Below are 19985 nucleotides of genomic sequence, written 5' to 3'. Positions count from 1 at the left end.
GCGCGCCGGTAACCGCCGCCACGGCGCGAAAGGGTGAATGTGACGCGTAGATGGTCGATCCCGGCTGCGGCCCTGCCACTGGCCATCGGCCTTGCGCCGGCGGGCGCCGCCGCCCAGACCCCGCCCGCTCCGCCGCCCGAAACCCCGGCGCCGCCGGGCGAAACGGATGACAAGGTCGTCGCGTTCAGTGCCGGGCAGATCGAGTACCAGAGCGAAAGCGATGTCGTCACCGCGACCGGCGAGGTGCGGATGAGCCGCGAGGGCAACCGGTTGCGCGCCGACACGGTGAGCTGGAACCGCAGGACCGGCGCGGTCGTCGCCGAGGGCAGCGTCGCGATCACCAACCCGGAAGGCGACACCGCCTATGGCGACCACGTCGACCTGACCGACACGCTAAAGGACGGGGTGGTCGAGAACCTGCTGGTCGTGCTGCAGGACGGCGGCCGGCTGGCGGCACGGCGCGGAACGCTCGCCAACGATGTCAAGACGCTGGAGCATGCAGCCTACACCCCCTGCGCCGTCGTCGACGACAAGGGATGCCCGAAGAAGCCGACCTGGAAGGTTACTGCCGCCAAGGTCGTTTACGATCCGAATATCGGCCGGGCGACGTTCAAGGGGGCGCGGATCGAGCTGTTCGGCCTGCCGCTGATTCCGCTGCCCGGCCTGTCGACTCCGACCAGCGACCGGTCCGGCAGCGGGCTGCTGGTCCCCGACCTGCGCTATAACCGGGTCAACGGCTTCGAATTTGCCCAGCCCTATTATTTCTCGATCACGCCGAACCGCGACCTGACCGTCACCCCGCACATCTATTCGTCGGTGCTGCCGCTGATCGAGGCGAAATACCGGGCGCTGACCGGGACCGGCGCCTACCAGATCCATGCGATTGCCACGTCGAGCCGGGCGATGTCGGCGACATTGCAGCCGGACCCGGCATCGTCCCGGAATTTCCGCGGTTATATTGAAGGTAGCGGACGGTTCCAGCTCGACCCATACTGGAGCGTCAGCGGATCGTTCCGGGTGGCGACGGACCGCACTTTCCTCCGCCGCTACGACTTTTCGCGCGACGACCGGCTGCGCTCGACCCTGCGGCTGGAACGACTGGACGCGGACAGCTATTTCTCGCTCGCCGGCTGGGCAACGCAGACGCTGCGCATTGCCGATCCGCAGGGCCAGCAACCGATCGCCCTGCCCGAGATCGACTACCGCCGGCGGATCAGCGACCCACTGCTCGGCGGCAAGGTCGAGCTGCAGCTGAACAGCCTGGCGATCGGCCGCACTGCCGGCCAGGACACCCAGCGCGCCTTCGCCGGCCTGCGCTGGGACCTGAGGCGCTATACGCCGCTGGGCCAGGAGGTGACCTTCACCGCCTATGCCCGCGCCGACGTCTACCATACCGACGAGACGCTGCTGACGGCGACGACATCCTACCGCGGCGAGGCCGGCTGGCAGTCGCGCGGCATCGCGGCGCTGGCGATCGACGTCAAGTGGCCGTTCGTCGGCGAGTTTCTGGGCGGCACCCAGCAGATCACCCCGCGCGTCCAGATCGTCGCCAGCCCCGACATCAGCAACCTGAAGATCCCGAACGAGGACGCCCGCGCCTTCGACCTGGAGGACAGCAACCTGTTCGCGCTGAACCGCTTCCCCGGCTACGATCGCTTCGAGGACGGGCAGCGCATAACCTATGGCGTGGATTACGCGCTCAGCCTGCCGGACATCAGCATCGACGCCAATGTCGGCCAGAGCTATCGGCTGAACAGCCAGCCGGTGCTGTTTCCCGACGGTACTGGCCTGTCGCGGCGGACGTCCGACATCGTCGGCCGGGCGACCGTGCGGTTCCGCGATTTCGTCACCCTGACCGAGCGGTTCCGGCTGGACAAGGACAGCCTGGCGGTGCGCCGCAACGAGATCGACGCGACGATCGGGTCGCGCAAGACCTATGCGATGATCGGCTATCTGCGGCTCAACCGCGACATCGACGACCGGATCGAGGACCTGCGCGACCGTGAGGAGATCCGGCTGGGCGGCCGGGTGCAGTTCGCCAAATACTGGTCGATCTTCGGTTCCGCCGTCGTCGACCTGACCGACAAGCGCGAGGACCCGCTGTCCCTCGCCGACGGCTTCTCGCCGGTCCGCCACCGGCTTGGCATCGCCTATGAGGATGATTGCGTCGAGCTTGGCGTCACCTGGCGGCGCGATTATGAGGACACCGGCGACGCCCGGCGCGGCAACAGTTTCCTGTTGCGTCTGGCGTTCAAGAATTTGGGCCGCTAAGCCTGTGTTCAGCCGTGTGGGCGCAGCCTGCCATCGCCGAACGTGAACCATAGGGATTGCACCGGATTTGACCCCGACGACCAACAGGCGCTGGAAGCGCCGCGCCACGCTCGCCGCCATGCCGCTGATGATCGCCGCCACCGCCGCGCTGGCGCAGACGGTGGGCGAGGACGCGGGCCTGCCGCAGACCGGCCTCAACCTGCCGACCGACATTTCGATCTTCGACAAGGAAGATCCGGCGATCCGCAAGCCGACCGCGATCATCAACGGCGAGATCATCACCCGTACCGACATCGACCAGCGGCTTGCCGTCGTCGTCGCCGCCAACGGCGGGCGGGTACGGCCCGAGGAGGCCGACCGGCTGCGGCTGCAGGTGCTGCGCAACATGATCGACGAGACGCTGCAGATCCAGGAAGCCAAGGCCAACGACATCGAGGTGACCGAGAAGGAGGTCAACGACAGCTACGCCCGCGTGTCGCAGAACTTCAAGCGCACGCCGGAAGCGATGGACGAATATCTGCGCTCGGTCGGGTCTTCCGCCGCCTCACTGAAGCGCCAGATCAAGGGCGAGCTGGCCTGGCAGCGCCTGCTCCGCCGCCGGGTCGAGCCGTTCGTCAACATCGGCGACGAGGAGGTCCAGGCGATCATGGACCGGCTGGAGGCGTCCAAGGGCACGTCCGAATACCGGGTCGGCGAAATCTACATGGCGGCGGCCCCGGAGGCGCGCCAGCAGATCTTCCAGAACGAAGAGCAGATCATCGAGCAGATCCGCCAGGGCGGATCCTTCGCCGCCTATGCCAGGCAATATTCGCAAGCGTCGACCGCCGCGGTCGGCGGCGACCTGGGCTGGGTGCGGGCCGAGCAGCTACCTGAGCCGCTGGCGGCCACCGTGCAGCAGTTGCAGATGGGGCAGATCGCCGGGCCGATCGAGGTGCCGGGGGGCTTTTCCATCCTCTACCTGATGGACCAGCGGCAGGTGCTGACCGCTGATCCGCGCGACGCGGTCCTCAGTCTGCGCCAGTTGTCGATCACTTTCCCCGCCGGCATCAAGCAGGCCGATGCCGACGCACGGGCATCGAAGTTCATCGAGGCGACGCGCGACGTCAAAGGCTGCGGCGCGGCTGGCAAGATCGGCCAGGACATCGGCGCCGAAGTGGTCGACAACGACCAGGTCCGGGTGCGCGACCTGCCGCAGCCGCTGCAGGAACCGTTGCTCAAGCTGTCGGTCGGCGAGGCGACCGCGCCGTTCGGTTCGGTCAGCGACGGCGTTCGCATCCTGGTGCTGTGCGGCCGCGACGACCCGCAGGTCGCCTCCGGTCCGTCCCGCGACCAGATCATGTCCCAGCTAGAGGAGGAGCGGGTCAACCGCCGCGCCCAGCGCTACCTGCGCGATCTGCGCCGCGACGCGGTGGTGGATTATCGCTGACGGCGTGGCGATGCAGTCCTCCCTCGCGGTTGCGCTAGGCGATCCGGCCGGCATCGGCCCCGAAATCGTCGCGAAGGCGTGGGATTACGGGCGTGACGGCACGCTTGCGCCGTTCTTCGCCGTCGGCGACGCGCGCGCGCTGCAGGCGGTGTGGTCCGGCCCGGTCCAGCGGATCGCCGACCCGCGCGAGGCGGCCCGCGTCTACCCCGATGCCCTGCCGCTGATCTCCGTCGAGGATGCCGGCGGGATACGGCCCGGCCAGCCCGATCTGGAAGGCGCGCGCTGCTCGCTCGACTCGCTGGAGCTGGCGGTCGGGCTCGCCCGGTCGGGCGCGGCGGCGGGACTGGTCACCGCGCCGGTGTCCAAGGCCCAGCTCTACGCCGTCGGCTTCACCCACCCCGGCCAGACCGAGTTCATCGCCGAGCGATGCGGCATCGCCCGCGAGAACGCGGTGATGATGCTGGCCGGCCCCAGCCTGAAGGTCGTGCCGATCACCACCCACGTACCGCTGGCGCGGGTGGCCGAGCTGCTGACAGTCGAGATGATCGTATCCAGCGCGCTGACCACGGCGCGGGGCCTACAGCGCAACTTCGGCATCGAATCGCCGCGACTGGCCTTTGCCGGCTTCAATCCCCATGCCGGCGAGAGCGGCTCGATCGGCCGCGAGGAGATCGACATCATCGAGCCGGCGCTGGCGATCCTGCGGACCGAGGGGCTGGAGGTCAGCGGCCCGTTCGCCGCCGACACGCTGTTCCACCCGCGCGCCCGCGCCCTATACGACGTGGCGATGTGCCTGTACCACGACCAGGCGCTGATCCCCTTGAAAACGCTGTATTTCGACGAAGGCGTCAACATGACATTGGGCCTGCCGGTGGTGCGGACGGCGCCCGACCACGGCACCGCCTTTGCCATCGCGGGCGAGAACCGCGCCGAGCCGGGGGCGATGATCGCAGCGCTGCGACTGGCCGCGCAGGCCGCCTCGGCGCGGTGCGAACGCACTCAGGGGTGACGCCAGCCCTGCCGCCGCTGCGCGATGTCATCGCCTGCCACGGCCTGCGCGCCAGCAAGGCGCTGGGCCAGAATTTCCTGCTCGACGGCCAGTTGCTCGACCGGATCGCGCGCGTACCCGGTCCGCTCGCCGGCGAAGCGGTCTACGAGGTCGGCCCCGGCCCCGGCGGACTGACCCGCGCGCTGCTCCGCGCCGGGGCGGAGGTGACGGTGGTCGAGCGCGACCGCCGCTGCCTGCCGGCGCTGGCCGAGCTGGCCGACGCAGCGCCGGGACGGCTGCATGTCCACGAGGGCGATGCACTGGCATTCGACGCTGCTGCAGCGACCGGCCGGGCACCGCATATCGTCGCCAACCTGCCCTACAATGTCGGCACCGCCCTGCTCGTCGGCTGGCTGACCGGCGAAGCCTGGCCGCCCTGGTGGAAAAGCCTGACGCTGATGTTCCAGAAGGAAGTAGCGGAGCGGATCGTCGCCGCGCCGGGAAGCGGCGCCTATGGCCGGCTGTCGGTGCTCGCCCAGTGGCGCGGCGAGGCGCGGCTGGCGATGACGGTCCACCGGTCCGCCTTCACCCCACCGCCCAAGGTGATGTCGGCGGTCGTCCACATCGTGCCGACCGCCCAGCCCGCGGGCGTGCGCTGCGCGACGATCGAGGCGCTGACAGCCGCCGCGTTCGGCCAGCGCCGCAAGATGCTGCGCCAGAGCCTGCGGTCGGTGCCGGGCGCGCTCGACGCGCTGGCGGCGTGCGGGATCGACGCGACGCGGCGTGCCGAGACGGTGCCGGTCGAGGGCTTCGTGGCGCTCGCGCGGGCGCTGGAGCGCGACTGAGGCTGTCCGGTTCGTGCTTACGCCGTCATTGCGAGCGCAGCGAAGCAATCCGCTGCTCGATGCCGAGCATTTTCTGGATTGCTTCGCTGCGCTCGCAATGACGGAGGGATGCGGGTTGTCGGCGGAGCTGAGCGGACTCAGTCGGGCTTCGGCGTCGGCTTTTCGTCCGCTGGCGGCACCTTGACGTTGACTTGCGCGGACTGGACGACCGGCGGTGGGCCTTTGGCGATCACCGCCGCCAACCGCGTCGCGTCGGCGCATTCGCGGGCGCAGAGCTTGCGGATCTTCGCCAGATTCTCCTTGGCCTTGGTGACGGCGCCCTTCTGGACCATCGCGTCACCCTGACCGGCGAGCGCGGCGAGGTCGTTGGGTTCCAGGTCGAGCGCCTCGCGGTACATGCGGATTGCCTTGCCGGGCAGGCTCTGCTGCTGGGCGACACCGCCGAGCGCGATATAGGCCGGGCGGTTGCGCGGATCGACCGCCAGCGCGCTTTCGTAGAAATCATTCGCTTCCGACAGGTTGCCGGCGCGGCGCGCGGCATCGCCCTTCTGGACCAGCGCGACCGAGCGCGGATCGAGCTGGTGATCGGCACGCTGGCTCTGGCCGGCGCTGGACATAGTGAGGAAGGCCAGCGAAACGGCAAGGGCGGCAGGCGTGAAACGCATAACTATCTCCACGAACTTCGATCGTTCAGTCGTCATGACGGGCATCTCAGTCGCGCGACGAAGAAGCCGTCCGTCCCGTCCCGCGCCGGGTCCAGCGTGCGGCCGCGGCCACGCGCCCGGCCGGCCGGGCCGAAAGGCTCCTCGGCCCGCCAGTCTGCGCATTGCGCCGCAAAACTGTCAACCTGCCCGGCCCCCTCCGCATCAAGCAGCGAGCAGACGGCGTAGACCAGCGCGCCGCCGGGCCGGACCAGCGGCGCCGCCACGTTCAGGATCGCCGCCTGCGCCGCGACCAGCCGCGCGATCCGGTCCGGCGTCAGCCGCCAGCGCGCCTCCGGGTTGCGGCGCCAGGTGCCGGTACCGGAACAGGGCGCGTCGACCAGAACGATGTCGGCCGCGCCGGCGAGGTCGGCGAGCGCCGCCGCCTCCCGCCCCGGGTCGAGCAGGCGTTGCTCCACGGCGGTGGCGCCCGCCCGGGCCGCGCGCGGCGCCAGCCGGGACAGGCGGTCGCGATTGGTGTCGCAGGCGACGAGGCGCCCCTGCCCGCCCATCGCCGCAGCGAGCGCCAGCGTCTTGCCGCCGGCGCCGGCGCACAGGTCGACCACCGTCATTCCCGGCGCAGCGGCGCAAGCCTCAGCGATCAACTGGCTGCCCTCATCCTGCACCTCGACGACGCCGTCGCGCCAGCGCGGATCGTCCTCGACCGCGAAGGGCGCGGCGAAGCGCAGGCCGTTCGTGGCGTGGGGTGTCGGCGTGGCATCCGGCCACAGCGAGGCGACGGCTTCGCGGGTCGCCTTCAGCGTGTTGACGCGGAGATCGAGCGGAGCGCGGCCGAGCAATGCGGCGGTATCGTAGTCGGCCAGCTGCGGCGCCAACCAGGCGGGAACCGGCGCGGCGGGTGCCGCCTCCTCTCCCGCCGCGATTGGCGCCGGGCCGTGCGGCGTGCCGTCGAAGGCGGCGACCAGCGCCGGGTCGCCGGCGGCAAGGCCGAGCATCGCCGCCCGGCCTGATCGCGGACGGTCGCCGCTGCGCCGGATCGCCGCGTAGACAAGGTCGCGGACGGCGCGCCGATCCTTCGACCCGGCATAGCGCCGGGTCTTGAAATAGCGAGCGATCAGCGTGTCGGCGGCGGCGCCCCCGTCACGCGCCGAGACGATGATCGCGTCGAGAAGCTCGATCCCGGCCTGGACGCGGGCGGCGGGGGTCATCGTACCAGCCGATCAACTGGTTGGGTAATTCGGCGCCTCGCGGGTGATCGAGACGTCATGGACATGGCTTTCGCGCAAACCGGCATTGGTGATGCGGACGAACCTCGCCCGCTCCTGCAGGTCGGGGATGGTCTTCGCGCCGGTATAGCCCATCGCCGCCTTCACCCCGCCGACCAGCTGGTGGATCACGTCACGGGTCGGCCCCTTGTAGGGCACCTGCCCCTCGATCCCTTCCGGCACCAGCTTCATCTGGTCCTTGATGTCCTGCTGGAAATAACGGTCGGCCGAGCCGCGCGCCATCGCGCCGACCGAGCCCATGCCGCGATAGGATTTATAGGCGCGGCCCTGATAGATGAAGGTCTCCCCGGGCGCTTCCTCCGTCCCGGCCAGCATCGAGCCGAGCATCACGCTCGACGCGCCAGCGGCAAGCGCCTTGGCGATGTCGCCGGACGAGCGGATGCCGCCGTCGGCGATGACCGGCACGCCGGATTTGCGCGCCTCCCCCGCCGACTCGGCCACCGCCGACAGTTGCGGCACGCCGACGCCGGCCACGACGCGGGTCGTGCAGATCGAGCCGGGGCCGATGCCGACCTTGATGCCGTCCGCGCCGGCGTCGATCAGCGCGCGGGTCGCCTCCGCCGTCGCGACGTTGCCGGCGACGACCTGGACGGCGTTGGACAAGCGCTTGATCCGCTCGACCGCAGCGGGGACCAGCCGGGAATGGCCGTGGGCGGTATCGACGACGATCAGGTCGCAACCCGCGTCGATCAGCGCCTCGGTCCGCTCGAAGCCGGAATCGCCGACGGTGGTCGCGGCGGCGACGCGCAGCCGGCCGGACGCGTCCTTGGTCGCGCTGGGATAGGTAACCGCCTTCTCGATGTCCTTGACGGTGATCAGGCCGATGCAGCGATAGGCGTCGTCGACGACGAGCAGCTTCTCGATCCGACGCTGGTGGAGCAGGCGGCGCGCCTCGTCATGGCTAACATGGGCGGGGACGGTGGCGAGATTGTCCCGGGTCATCAGCTCCGACACCGGCTGGCGCGGATTCTCCGCGAAGCGGACGTCGCGATTGGTCAGGATGCCGACCAGCCGGCCGTCCTTTTCCACAACCGGAATACCCGAAATCTGGTGATCGGCCATCAGCGCGCGCGCTTCGGCCAGAGTCTGCTGCGGGGCGATGGTGATCGGGTTGACGACCATACCCGATTCGAAGCGCTTGACCTGGCGGACGGCGGCCGCCTGCTGCTCGACCGACAGGTTGCGGTGGAGGACGCCGAGGCCGCCGAGCTGGGCCATGACGATCGCCATGTCCGCTTCGGTCACCGTATCCATCGCCGAGGACAGGACCGGGATGTTGAGCGCGATCTCCCGAGTCACATGGGTGCGGGTATCCGCCTGGCTTGGCAACACTTCCGATTCACCGGGCCTGAGGAGGACGTCGTCGAACGTAAGGCCCAGTTGAATATCCATCGGAGTGCGCGATGCCCTTTAGTTATGTGTTGAGGCGCGCCATGTAACCATTGGCGGAGGCGCGCGCCAGCCCCCGATTCCGCTTGGGCGCGGGCAAGGCAGCGCCTAGGCTGCGTATTGTCGAACGGAGGAGAAACCCATGGCCGCCACCGCCGCCCTGTTCATCGTCGTGCTGGTGCTGTTCTATCTGGCGAGCAGCATCAAGATCGTCCGCCAAGGGTATCAGTACACGATCGAGCATTTCGGCCGCTTCACCGCCGTCGCCCGGCCGGGGTTCAACTTCTACCCCGCCTTTTTCTACCGGGTCGGGCGGCGGGTGAACATGATGGAGCAGGTGCTCGACATCCCCGGGCAGGAGATCATCACCCGCGACAACGCGATGGTATCCACCGACGGCGTCGTGTTCTTCCAAGTGCTCGATTCCGCCAAGGCGGCCTATGAAGTGTCGGACCTGTACAACGCCATACTGAACCTGGTGACCACCAACCTGCGCACGGTGATGGGCTCGATGGACCTGGACGAGACGCTGTCGAAGCGCGACGAGATCAACGCCCGGCTGCTCGGCGTCGTCGATCACGCGACCGAGGCATGGGGCGTCAAGATCACCCGCGTAGAGGTGAAGGACATCCGCCCGCCCGCCGACATCGTCAACGCGATGGCGCGCCAGATGAAGGCGGAGCGGGAGAAGCGGGCGTCGATCCTTGAGGCGGAAGGCTCGCGCGCATCCGAAATCCTGCGCGCCGAAGGGCAGAAGCAATCGCAGATCCTGCAGGCCGAGGGGCGGCGCGAGTCGGCATTCCGCGATGCCGAGGCGCGCGAGCGCGAGGCGGAGGCGGAGGCCAAGGCGACGCAGATGGTGTCCGACGCGATCGCCGGCGGCAACGCGCAGGCGATCAACTATTTCATCGCCCAGAAATATGTCGAGGCGGTCAGTCAGTTCGCGACGTCGCCCAACGCCAAGACCATCCTGTTCCCGGTCGAGGCGACGCAGCTGATCGGCACGCTCGGCGGCATCGGCGAACTGGCCAAGGACGCCATCGGCAGCGCCCAGGCGGCTGCCAAGCCGGCGGCCAAGACGGGCGCCGCGGTCGTCCGCCGGCCCGGCCCGTTCGAGACGCAGGGCTGACGATGGACATCGAACCGGGCTGGCTATGGATGATCCTGGCGGTGGCGCTGGCCGCCGCCGAGCTGGCGCTGCCGGGCGTCTACCTGATCTGGTTCGCGGCGGCGGCGGCAGTCGCGGGGCTGACCACCCTGATCTTCGAGCCGTCGGTGACCGCGCAGTTCCTGGTCTTTGCCGCCGGCGCCGTCGTCGCGGTGATTGCCGGGCGATCCTGGTACGTCGCCAACCCCATCGAATCGAGCGACCCGCTGCTGAACGACCGCGTCGCACGGCTGATCGGCCGCGTCGTCACCGTAGAGACGGCGATCGCCGGTGGCGAAGGCCGCGTCCAGGTCGGCGACGGGGCATGGTCGGCGCGCGGGCCCGACGCCCCGGTCGGCGCGCGGATGCGCGTCGTCGGCGTCGAGGACGGCGTGCTGATCGTCGAGGCGGAGCCGGCGTTGCCGCCGGCGTAGGGCTTGTTCGCTTCACGCGGAATCGGCGCGGGCCGGTGTCGCTTGAACAGAACAAGCTCCGGCGCGCTGCTTAGCTCTTGCCGAACAGGCCCTTGGCGAAACCGGCGATGTCGTTCAGTGGGTTGCCGTCGCCATCGCGGTCGAGCAGGCCGCCGAGCTTGCCGACAATGCCGTTGACGTCGGTTTCACCAAGCTGCCCGGCCAGCGCCGGCAACAGCGCCTGAAGCTTCGCGACGTCGATCCCCGTTTCGGCGGCGGCATGAGCGGCGGCGCCACCGGCGTCCGTCCCGCCCTGTGCCAGCCGGCCGAGCATCGATTCGCCGCCGGTTTTGAGATCGTCGACTGACAGGCCGACCTGCCCGGCGAGCGCCGCCAGATCGATGCCGCCAGCCTTGCCCAGAAGGCCTTCCAACAGTCCCATATCGCAACTCCACTTCGGCCGGCCCGGCGCGGGCCGCCGCTGAACCTAACCGCAATCGCGCGGCGGCGGTAGCCTTCAGTCGGCGGAGAGCTGGCGGAAGATCGCCGCATCGACGAGCAGCAGCACCACCGACACCGCGGCGCCGAACGACGCATCGACCAGCGCCAGCAGGAAGGCGGAAACCGGCCCCTTGGCGAGCAGCAGCACCACCGCGCCCAGCGTCCACACCGCCGCCGTGACGATCAGCGTGCCGAGCACGCGGACGACGGCGAGCAGCGCCAGTATCCGCCAGCCATTGCCGTCGCTCAGCCGCCAGGCGCGGCGCAGCCCCTCGACCGGATCGGACAGCCGGCCGGCGACCAGCGCCGGCTGGGCAAGAGCGAGCCGGCCGACGAGATAGAGGCCGGGGACGATGAACAGCAGGAAGCCGCCAAGCCAGATCATCCCGACCAGCAGGTTGAGCAGCACGAACCACGGCAGGCGGCGCAATCCTTCGCGCAGCGCATCGGCCACCGTCGGCCGGTTGGCGTCGAGCAGCAGCGCGAAGATCGACGCCTGCCCGTAGCTGGTGACCAGTGCGGCGAGGAACAGCTTGCCGCCGTGCAGCTCCATATAGGCGGTCAGCCGCTCGACCAGCGCCCCGCCCTGCGGCATCGGTGCGAACAGTTCCAGCAGCAGCGCGGGCAGCAGCAGGAACATGCCGGCGATGGCCAGCAGCAATTCGGCATGGCCGCGCCCGAGCGCCACCGCATCGTTCCACGCCTTGCCTGTGTCGAGCCTCACGTGCCACTCTCCCATCAAACGCCCCGCCCTGCTACACGGCGCGGGGCGGGTTCCACAACGGGCTGCACGCGGAGGGCGCCATTTCGGTGATGACAGAGACGCGGGGATGATCGACGGTATCGAATGGCAGGTCGCCGGCGCGCCGGTACCCTATCCGGACGCGGTGGCCGACATGGAGGCGCGCGCCGCCGCGATCCGCGCCGGGGACGCCGCCGAGCGGGTTTGGCTGCTCGAGCACCCGCCGCTCTACACCGCCGGCACCAGCGCCGAGGCGAGCGACCTGATCGACCCGCGCTTTCCGGTGTTCGAAAGCGGGCGCGGCGGACGCTACACCTACCACGGCCCAGGCCAGCGGGTCGCCTATGTCCAGCTCGACCTGGGCGCGCGCGGGCGCGACGTGCGCGCCTATGTCCACGCGCTGGAAGATTGGGTGATCGCCGCGCTCGGCGCGCTGGGCGTCCCGGCCCGCCGCGTCGACGGCCGGGTCGGCATCTGGACCGACGACCATGGCGCGGAGGCGAAGATCGGCGCGATCGGCGTCCGCATCCGCCGCTGGGTCACCCTGCACGGCGTATCGATCAACGTCGCGCCCGATCTTGGCCATTTCGGCGGCATCGTGCCGTGCGGGCTGGCCGAGTTCCCGGTCACCAGCCTCGCCGCGCTAGGCAACCCGGCCGGCATGGCGGCGCTCGACGCCGCGCTCGCCGACGCGCTCCCTCAATTCGTCGCCGCGCTGGGCCAGCGTAGAGATTCCCTTGAGGGGTGACGGATTTATGTCTAGAGTCGTGGTGGATTTGGTTGTTCATAGGGCCAGTTAAGCCGACCAAATCCCTACAAAATTAGGGAGTTTTCAATGCGCGACCTTCTTTCGAAGCTGACGACTGGTGCTCTTGTCGCCGGCGCGGCCCTGCTGGTTTCGGCCTGTGGCGGCACCGAACCGGCCAGCACCGTCGACAACAGCGCGGTGACCGACCTGAACGCCGTCGAGCCGGCCGGCGAGATCACCGACAACATGACGGCGGTCGACGGCACGATCGGCAACGAAGCCGTTGGCACCGACGCGGCCGCCCCGGCCGCCAACGAAGCCGTCGCGAACGACGCCGCGGCCCAGTAATTTCGTCGCTTGCGATGAACGGGCCGTCCGGGCGACCGGGCGGCCTTTTCATATCCGCGCCATCAAGGATTGAGACCGGCGCAAAACACCCTTAATCAGGCAACACAGGTTTGCGGAGGAGTGGGATGGCGGTTTCGACTGGATGGCGCGCGGCCGTGGTGGCTGCCGGTGCAAGCCTGCTGGCGGTGCCGACGGCGGCGCCGGCCAACTTCTTCTGGAAAGCGCCGGACATGAGCGGCGCGCCGGTTCGCGGCGACGAGCCGGAACTGCACAATCCGCTGCCGGGCGCGACCCCGGCGGAACTGCAGGCATCGCTGGTCTGGATGCTGCGTGCCGGACTGAACGTCGGCGCGCTCCAATGCCAGTTCGACCCGACGCTGCTCGCCAGCGGCCAGTACAACCACGTCATCGACTATCACCGGGTCGAGCTGGGCAAGGCGTACCAGACGCTGGAAGGCTATTTCAAACGCACGAAAAAGCCGCTGAAGGCAGCGCAGAACGCGTTCGACCAATATGGCACGCGGACCTATTCGCGTTTCTCCACGGTGTCGTCTCAATATACTTTCTGTGAAACGGTCAGCAAAATCGGGCGCGCGGCGCTGTTCGTGCCGAAGGGCCAGTTCCACACCGTTGCCGAGAAATATCTGAGCGAGCTGCGCAACAGCCTGAACCGCCACGGCGAGCAGCGCTTCACCTACCAGATCCTGCCGATCGTCACCCCGATGCCGCCGCTCGACGACAAATGCTGGGGCAAGAAGGGCGAACTCGACACCCGCCGCTGCCCGTTCGCCTTCTGATCAGCGCAGACCGAGCTGCTTGTGCGTCTGCAGCGACAGGCGCCAGCGCGGCCGTTCCATAACCAGGGCGATGGCGGCAGCGCGCGCGGTTTCCGCCGCAGCGCAATCCATCGGCTGAACCAGAAAATGGTCAAACGCCCAGCTTTCCAGACGGGCGATGTCGGTGTCCGGCTGCGGCCAGACGAGCTTCAGTTCATTGCCGCTGGTCTGGAGGATCGCCGTCCCCGCCTTCGGGCTGACGCAGATCCAGTCGATGCCCGGCGGGGCGGCGATGGTGCCGTTGGTTTCGACCGCGATCGTGAAGCCGGCGGCGTGGAGCGCGTCGACCAGCGCCGCGTCGACCTGGAGCAGCGGTTCGCCGCCGGTCAGGACGCAATAGGCCCCTGCCCCGTCGGCGCCCCACAGCCGCCGCGCCGTCGCCGCCAATGCGCTCGCATCGGCGAAGCGGCCGCCGCCATCGCCGTCGGTGCCGACGAAATCGGTGTCGCAGAACCGGCACTGCGCGCTGGCCCGGTCCGCCTCTCGCCCGCTCCACAGGTTGCAGCCGGCGAAGCGGACGAACACCGCCCGCCGCCCGGCCTGCATCCCCTCCCCCTGCAGGGTGAGGAACATTTCCTTGACCGCATAGCTCACGGCCGCGCGGCGTAGACGGTCGGATCGGGCAAGGCCGCCGCCTCGAACCCGGCGCGGCGCAGGCGGCAGCTATCGCACAGGCCGCAATGGCGGCCGTCCGGCGTCGGGTCGTAGCAGGACCAACTCTGCCCGGCGTCGAGGCCAAGCCGGGCGGCTTCGGCGGCGATCTCCGCCTTGCTCATATGCTGCAGCGGCGCGCGGATACGGAACGGTTCCCCTTCCACCCCGGCGCGGGTGGCGATTTCCGCCAGCCGCTCGAAGCCGGCGACGAATTCCGGTCGGCAATCCGGATAGCCGGAATAGTCGACGGCGTTGACCCCGACATACAGGTCGCGGGCGCCCGCCGCCTCCGCCCAGCCGAGCGCCAGCGACAGAAAAATGGTGTTGCGCGCCGGGACATAGGTGGCGGGGATGACCCCGTCCTGCACCCCGTCCTTCGGCACCGCGATCGCATCGGTCAGCGCCGACCCGCCGAACGCACGCAGATCGATCGGCAGCACGATGTGGCGTTCGACGCCGATCATCGCGGCGACGCGGCCGGCGGCGGCGATTTCCACCGCGTGGCGCTGGTTATAGTCGATGGTGAGGGCAAGCACCGCAAAGCCCTCCTCGCGGGCGCGGCCGGCGCAGACCATCGAGTCGAGGCCGCCGGACAGCAGGACGACGGCACGCTTGGGATTTCGGGTCATGACAGCGGCGGCTACCGCTCCGCCCGCGCCGGCGCAAGGGCGCGCCGCGACGGCAAAAGAAGGGCCGCCAATGAAAGCGGCCCGAGGAAGGCCGTTGCGGCCTGGTTAGGAGGAAGCTGTGCCCAATATCGGCACGGCGCCCGGTATAGCGCCGGAATGGTCAATCAACCGTTAATGCTGCGGGCGATCAGCAGCCGCCGAGCCGGCGCGCCTCGTATCGCACGTTGAACGGCGCATTTGCGGCGATGCCCTGCGAGCTGATGTCGAGCAGGCGGCTGGTCTCGACCTTGATCGTCGTGCGGCCATGGCCGTTGCCAGGGCAGGTGTAATGGACGGTCGCGATCGCCGGCTGATCGTCGATGACGAAGCGGGTGCAGTTGGCGCCGGGATGCTGAAGCTGGAGCAGGCTGGCCGCTTCGGCGATGCAGATGCTGCGCGCCGGGCCGTTCCCGTCATAGGGTTTCAGCTGCCACCGCCCCGACTCGACCGGGGCGAGCGCCTTCAGCCGCACCACCGGCTGCGGCGTAACGGCAAGCGCGGCCGCGCCGCCGGATAGCGGCAACAGGATCAGCAGCGCTTGAAAAACAACGGAAGGCAACGACTTCACAATCCCACCCCCATGGCCCCGCTCGCGCGGATGACGATGCGCATTAGACGGAACTGGTTACGATAGCGTTCCGCATAACGCCGCATCGCTTATGTGGGTTCATCGCCGGCGGCCGCAAGGGATGCCAGCGGAACCGGGAAGGTGCGCGCGCAGAATGCGCAATCGACGCCGATGATACCGTCGGCATCGGCCATCGCGGCGCGCTCTTCCGCCGGAAAACGGGCGAGAACGCTGGCGATATGGGCAGGGTCGCAGCGGCAGCCCTTCCCGATCGCCGTCTCACCGAGCAGCCGGACTTCGTCCTCATCGTGGAACAGGCGCCAGACCAGGGTTTCCAGGGGCAATGCCGGATCGGTCAGTTCAACCGCCTTGATCGTCCCGGCAAGCGCCGCGACATGATCCCACTGGCCCTGATCGATACGGGCGTGGAGCCGGTCCCGCCCGGTCTCGCCGCCCGGCAGGTGCTGGACCAGCATGCCGCCGGCGACGCAGGGTCGCCCCGCCCCGCCGGCGATCGCGATGCGAACCAGGCTGGGGATCTGTTCCGACTGGGCGAAATATGCCTCCGCAGCGGCGGCGAGCGACCCGCCTTCCAGCGGCACGATGCCTTGATAGCGTTCGCCGGTCACCGCCTGATCGAAGGTGATCGCCAGATAGCCCTTGCCGAACAGCGCGAACAGCGACGGATCGGCCGGTGCCTCGGCGAAGCGATCGGCGTCGAATTGCAGATAGCCGCGTAACGCGCCGGCACGATAGTCGCAGACCAGCAGATCGACGACGCCGCCTTCGGTCTGCGCCTGCAGCGTCATCTGCCCACCCTCGTCCTTCAGCGTCGTGCCGAACAGCGCGGTCAGCACCAGCGCCTCCGCCAGCAGCGCTTCCAGCCGGAGTGGATAGGCATGGGCGGCGAGGATCGCGTCGAGCGTCGGGCCGAGCCGGACGAAGCGGCCGCGCGCATCCTGCCCCGGTATCGCGAAGCCGAGCGCCAGGTCGATCGCGGTCGCAGGTGAGGCGGCGGGCGCCGGCATCAGGCGGTCACAGCCGGCCGAGGCACCACAGCAGTACCGATTTCTGCGCGTGCAGCCGGTTCTCTGCCTCGTCCCACACCGCCGAGCGCGGGCCGTCGATGACCTCCGGCGTCACTTCCTCGTCGCGGTGGGCGGGCAGGCAGTGGAGGAAGGTGGCGCTGCCCTTGGCCGCCGCCATCAGCGCCGCGTTGACCTGATAGGGCGCCATCGCTGCCAGCTTTTCCGCCGCATGGGCCTGGCCCATCGACACCCAGGTATCGGTGACGACGATATCGGCGGCGGCGGCGGCGCGAAGCGGGTCGCGCTCCACCACCACCGTGGCGCCGGTGCCGGCGAGACGGGCGCACGCCGCCGCGACGAAGCGGTCATCGGGGTCGTAGCCCTCCGGACAGCCGATTGCGACCGAGAAACCGAACAGGCCGGCCGCCTCCACGACGGAGTTGAGGACGTTGTTGCCGTCGCCCAGCCACGCCCATTTGGAACCGGGGAGCTGCACCCCGCGCTCGACGACGGTCAGCAGGTCGGCGACGATCTGGCACGGGTGCGACAGATCGGTCAGGCCGTTGATGACCGGCACGCCGGCATGGACCGCCATCTCCTCCACCTTCGCATGATCGTCGGTGCGGATCATGATCGCGTCGGCATAGCGGCCGAGCACGCGCGCGGTGTCGGCGACCGTCTCGCCACGGCCGAGTTGCATCGACCCGGCGTCCATGACGATACTGGTGCCGCCAAGCTGGCGGATCGCCATGTCGAACGACACGCGAGTGCGGGTCGAGTTCTTCTCGAAGATCATCGCCAGCACATGGCCGTCGAGCGGCCGGTCGGCGTCAGCCCGGCCCTTCGGCCAGCCGGCGCGGGCCGCCTTGCGATCGACCGCGTCGGCCAGCATCGCCGCCACCCCGTCCCCGCCGGCATCCGACAGGTTGAGGAAATGGCGGATCCCGCCGGCGCCGCTCATGCCGCGTCGGACGGGGTGTAGCTCCGCGCCCCCTCTGACAGCTTGCGGGCGAATTCCGCGATATGCTCCTCCCCGATCACCAGCGGCGGCAGGATGCGGACGACATTGTCGCCGGCCGACACGGTCAGCAGACCGTGATTGTCGCGCAGATGGGCGACGAAATCGCGGCTCGGCACCTTCAGCCGCAGGCCGAGCATCAGCCCGGTGCCGCGCACGCTGTCGAACAGCGCGTCGTGGTTGGGGATCATCTGCTCCAGCGTCTGGCGCAGCCGCTCGCCCATCTGCTTCACATGGTCGAGGAAGCCGTCGGCGAGGACGACGTCGAACACCGCCTGCCCCGCCGCCATCGCCAGCGGATTGCCGCCGTAGGTGGAACCGTGGGTGCCGTGGACCATGCCCTTGGCCGCTTCCTCCGTCGCCAGGCAGGCGCCCATCGGGAAGCCGCCGCCGATGCCCTTGGCGCTGGCCATGATGTCCGGCACGATGCCGTATTGCTCATGCGCGTAGAGCGTGCCGGTGCGGGCGACACCGCACTGCACCTCATCCAGAATCAGTAGCAGGCCGTGCTTGTCGGCGAGGGCACGCAACCCTTTCAAGAATTCCGGCGTCGCCGGGCGGATGCCGCTTTCGCCCTGGATAGGCTCGACCAGAAAGCCGGCTGTGCTGGCGCCGATCAGCTTTTCCGCCGCTTCCAGATCGTTGAACGGCGCGTAGGCGAAGCCGGGCAGCAGCGGTTCGAACCCGTCGCGCAGCTTCTCCTGGTCGGTCGCGCTGATCGTACCGAGGGTGCGGCCGTGGAACGCGTTGGAGAAGGTGATGATCGTGTGCCGTTGCGGGTTGCCGTTGGCATAGTGGTAGCGGCGCGCAGTCTTGATCGCGCATTCGACCGCCTCGGCGCCGGAATTGGTGAAGAACACCGTGTCGGCGAATGTGTTGTCGACCAGCCGCTGGGCGAAAGCCTCTCCCTGCGGGCTGCCGTACAAGTTCGACACATGCATCAGCGTCGCCACCTGATCCTGCACCGCCTTGGTGAAATGCGGATGGCCATGGCCGAGCAGGTTGACCGCGATGCCGCTGGCGAAATCCAGATAGCGTTCGCCGCGCTCGCCGATCAGGTAGCAGCCCTCCCCTCGCACCGGCCGCGTCCCGCACCGGGGATAGACGGGCATCAGCGCGGAAATCGTCATCGGAAGGATCCTTTCGGAGGCGGGCGGAAGCCCAATGCAAAAAGGCGGCTTTCCCGGCCGCCTGAGCCCGCGCCTATAAGCCCGGCGGGGCTGAGAATCAATGCGACGCCGCCCGCTGGTGCGTCAGTTCCTGATCTTCCAGCCGGCGCGGAGCAGCGCATAGGCGAGGACGCCGAGCGCGACGTTGATCGCCAGCAGCAGCGCCGCGCCGATGATGATCGGCGAATCCGCTTCGCCGAGGAAGCCGTAGCGAAAGCCGGAAATGATGTAGAAGAACGGGTTGGCGTGGCTGATCGCCCGGTACAGCGGCGCGAGATTGTCGATCGCATAGAAGGTGCCGGAGAGCAGCGACAGCGGCGCGATGACGAAATTGGTGACCGAAGCAGCGTGATCGAACTTATCGGCCCAGATCGAGGTCAGCACGCCGAGGAACGACAGCATCACCGCCCCGTTCAGCCCGAACCACAGCAGCGCGGCGGGATGGCGCGGCATCACGTGCAGTCCCGGCCACAGCAGCATCGCCGCCCAGATCACCAGCCCCACCAGGATGGCGCGGGTGACGGATGCAAGGACCAGCCCGGCGAGCAGTTCCGCATGCGACAGCGGCGGCATCAGATAATCGACGATCGTTCCCTGGATCTTGCCGACGAGCAGCGAGAAACTGGCGTTGGCGAAGGCGTTCTGCATCATCCCCATGACGATCAGGCCGGGCGCGATGAAATCGGCGAAAGGATGGCCGAGCACGGTGCGGCTGGCGCCACCGAGCGCAACGGTGAAAATCGTCAGGAACAGCAGGTTGGTGACCGCCGGCGCCCATATCGTCTGAAGCTGCACCTTGAAGAAGCGGCGCACCTCCTTCACATACAGCGTCCTGAGACCCGGCCAGTTGACGTTCTTGATCGTCGCCTCGCCGGGTGCGAAGCGGATTCCGGGCGGGGACTGGTCGTTCATGGCGACAGGGCCTATCGGCCCGTGGCCGGACCCGCAAGAACGCGCGAATGAAATTCGGATTGAAGGAAAGACATGGCCTGGACCGACGAGCGGATCGAGCAGCTCAAGACGATGTGGGAAGGCGGACTGACCGCCAGCCAGATCGCGGAGACCCTTGGCGGGGTCAGCCGCAATGCCGTGATCGGCAAGGCCCACCGGCTGGGCCTGCAATCACGCCCGTCGCCGGTAAAGGAAAAGGACAAGAGCAAGGCGAAGGAAGCCGCCACCCCGGCGCCCGCCCCCACCCCGCGCGAGCCGGCGGCCCGACAGGCCGAACCGGCCCCGGCTCCGCGTGCCACCGCCCCGCGCCCGGCAGCACCGCCGCCC

General features: G+C 68.9%; 22 protein-coding genes. 10 read left to right on the top strand and 12 right to left on the bottom strand.

Annotated elements, in window-relative coordinates; genetic code table 11:
• Positions 1-39 precede the first annotated feature (39 nt).
• The 4 genes from E4A53_RS01865 (at position 40) to rsmA (ending at position 5530) form a co-directional block, all read left to right on the top strand.
• Positions 40-2271 carry an LPS-assembly protein LptD gene (locus tag E4A53_RS01865; protein WP_239018087.1) on the top strand — a complete coding sequence of 744 codons (2232 nt, stop codon included), beginning with the start codon at positions 40-42 and terminating at the stop codon, positions 2269-2271.
• 118 nt (positions 2272-2389) lie between these two features.
• Positions 2390-3697, top strand: a complete 1308-nt coding sequence (locus E4A53_RS01860) for a peptidylprolyl isomerase (protein WP_136161751.1) — start codon at positions 2390-2392, stop codon at positions 3695-3697.
• A gap of 10 nt (positions 3698-3707) precedes the next feature.
• On the top strand, positions 3708-4706 hold the full coding sequence (pdxA, locus tag E4A53_RS01855; protein ID WP_136161750.1) for a 4-hydroxythreonine-4-phosphate dehydrogenase PdxA: 999 nt from the start codon (positions 3708-3710) through the stop codon (positions 4704-4706).
• Positions 4703-5530, top strand: a complete 828-nt coding sequence (rsmA, locus tag E4A53_RS01850; RefSeq protein WP_136161427.1) for a 16S rRNA (adenine(1518)-N(6)/adenine(1519)-N(6))-dimethyltransferase RsmA — start codon at positions 4703-4705, stop codon at positions 5528-5530. The genes pdxA and rsmA overlap by 4 nt, the downstream gene beginning before the upstream one ends.
• 137 nt (positions 5531-5667) lie before the next feature.
• Here rsmA and E4A53_RS01845 read toward each other — a convergent pair whose 3' ends face one another.
• From E4A53_RS01845 to guaB, 3 genes are read right to left on the bottom strand one after another with little or no spacing between them, the layout of a single operon-like run.
• Positions 5668-6195 (bottom strand): hypothetical protein, encoded by a 528-nt coding sequence (locus E4A53_RS01845; RefSeq protein ID WP_136161426.1) that lies wholly within the window; start codon positions 6193-6195, stop codon positions 5668-5670.
• 32 nt (positions 6196-6227) lie between these two features.
• Entirely contained in the window at positions 6228-7400 is a 1173-nt protein-coding gene (locus E4A53_RS01840) for an RsmB/NOP family class I SAM-dependent RNA methyltransferase (RefSeq protein WP_136161425.1), read from the bottom strand.
• Between the two features lie 12 nt (positions 7401-7412).
• Positions 7413-8870 (bottom strand): IMP dehydrogenase, encoded by a 1458-nt coding sequence (guaB, locus tag E4A53_RS01835; RefSeq protein WP_136161424.1) that lies wholly within the window; start codon positions 8868-8870, stop codon positions 7413-7415.
• A 139-nt stretch (positions 8871-9009) separates the two neighbouring features.
• Between guaB and E4A53_RS01830 the strand changes: the two genes are divergently transcribed.
• Both E4A53_RS01830 and E4A53_RS01825 read left to right on the top strand, forming a co-directional pair.
• Positions 9010-9996 carry an SPFH domain-containing protein gene (locus E4A53_RS01830; RefSeq protein WP_136161423.1) on the top strand — a complete coding sequence of 329 codons (987 nt, stop codon included), beginning with the start codon at positions 9010-9012 and terminating at the stop codon, positions 9994-9996.
• 2 nt (positions 9997-9998) lie between these two features.
• Positions 9999-10448 (top strand): NfeD family protein, encoded by a 450-nt coding sequence (locus E4A53_RS01825; RefSeq protein WP_136161422.1) that lies wholly within the window; start codon positions 9999-10001, stop codon positions 10446-10448.
• 70 nt (positions 10449-10518) lie between these two features.
• Here E4A53_RS01825 and E4A53_RS01820 read toward each other — a convergent pair whose 3' ends face one another.
• Both E4A53_RS01820 and E4A53_RS01815 read right to left on the bottom strand, forming a co-directional pair.
• Entirely contained in the window at positions 10519-10869 is a 351-nt protein-coding gene (locus E4A53_RS01820) for a hypothetical protein (protein ID WP_136161421.1), read from the bottom strand.
• Between the two features lie 75 nt (positions 10870-10944).
• Positions 10945-11652: a hypothetical protein gene (locus tag E4A53_RS01815; protein WP_136161420.1), complete on the bottom strand. Its 708-nt coding sequence runs from the start codon at positions 11650-11652 to the stop codon at positions 10945-10947.
• Positions 11653-11758: 106 nt separating this feature from the next.
• On the opposite strand from E4A53_RS01815, the gene lipB reads away from it, so the two are divergent.
• The 3 genes from lipB to E4A53_RS01800 all read left to right on the top strand — a co-directional run bounded on the left by lipB (position 11759) and on the right by E4A53_RS01800 (position 13563).
• On the top strand, positions 11759-12418 hold the full coding sequence (gene lipB / locus E4A53_RS01810) for a lipoyl(octanoyl) transferase LipB (protein WP_136161419.1): 660 nt from the start codon (positions 11759-11761) through the stop codon (positions 12416-12418).
• Between the two features lie 87 nt (positions 12419-12505).
• A complete protein-coding gene (locus E4A53_RS01805) occupies positions 12506-12766 on the top strand; it encodes a hypothetical protein (RefSeq protein ID WP_136161418.1) in 261 nt (86 codons plus the stop codon).
• Between the two features lie 158 nt (positions 12767-12924).
• Complete coding sequence (locus E4A53_RS01800; RefSeq protein WP_239018086.1) at positions 12925-13563, top strand: hypothetical protein; 639 nt, start codon at positions 12925-12927, stop codon at positions 13561-13563.
• Here E4A53_RS01800 and queE read toward each other — a convergent pair whose 3' ends face one another.
• The 7 genes from queE to E4A53_RS01765 form a co-directional block, all read right to left on the bottom strand.
• On the bottom strand, positions 13564-14196 hold the full coding sequence (queE, locus tag E4A53_RS01795) for a 7-carboxy-7-deazaguanine synthase (protein ID WP_136161416.1): 633 nt from the start codon (positions 14194-14196) through the stop codon (positions 13564-13566).
• The gene (queC, locus tag E4A53_RS01790) at positions 14193-14885 is read right to left on the bottom strand and encodes a 7-cyano-7-deazaguanine synthase QueC (protein WP_136161415.1); all 693 of its coding nucleotides are present in this window, start codon (positions 14883-14885) and stop codon (positions 14193-14195) included. Before queC ends, queE begins: the two co-directional genes overlap by 4 nt.
• A gap of 187 nt (positions 14886-15072) precedes the next feature.
• The gene (locus E4A53_RS01785; protein WP_136161414.1) at positions 15073-15483 is read right to left on the bottom strand and encodes a DUF3617 domain-containing protein; all 411 of its coding nucleotides are present in this window, start codon (positions 15481-15483) and stop codon (positions 15073-15075) included.
• A gap of 98 nt (positions 15484-15581) precedes the next feature.
• Positions 15582-16520, bottom strand: a complete 939-nt coding sequence (locus tag E4A53_RS01780; protein ID WP_136161413.1) for an Hsp33 family molecular chaperone HslO — start codon at positions 16518-16520, stop codon at positions 15582-15584.
• Between the two features lie 7 nt (positions 16521-16527).
• Positions 16528-17481 carry an ornithine carbamoyltransferase gene (argF, locus tag E4A53_RS01775; RefSeq protein WP_136161412.1) on the bottom strand — a complete coding sequence of 318 codons (954 nt, stop codon included), beginning with the start codon at positions 17479-17481 and terminating at the stop codon, positions 16528-16530.
• Entirely contained in the window at positions 17478-18668 is a 1191-nt protein-coding gene (locus E4A53_RS01770; RefSeq protein ID WP_136161411.1) for an aspartate aminotransferase family protein, read from the bottom strand. Before E4A53_RS01770 ends, argF begins: the two co-directional genes overlap by 4 nt.
• A gap of 123 nt (positions 18669-18791) precedes the next feature.
• Positions 18792-19619, bottom strand: coding sequence for an ABC transporter permease (locus tag E4A53_RS01765; RefSeq protein ID WP_136161410.1), 828 nt, complete (start codon positions 19617-19619; stop codon positions 18792-18794).
• A 72-nt stretch (positions 19620-19691) separates the two neighbouring features.
• Between E4A53_RS01765 and E4A53_RS01760 the strand changes: the two genes are divergently transcribed.
• A partial coding sequence (locus E4A53_RS01760) for a GcrA family cell cycle regulator (RefSeq protein ID WP_239018085.1) occupies positions 19692-19985 on the top strand: 294 nt, incomplete at its 3' end.

It is taken from the genome of Sphingomonas flavalba, assembly GCF_004796535.1.
In the GTDB taxonomy this organism is placed as follows: Bacteria; Pseudomonadota; Alphaproteobacteria; order Sphingomonadales; family Sphingomonadaceae; genus Sphingomonas_L; species Sphingomonas_L flavalba.
The sequence above is the reverse complement of the archived record's forward strand: the minus strand, read 5'-3'. Positions and strand labels throughout refer to the sequence as shown.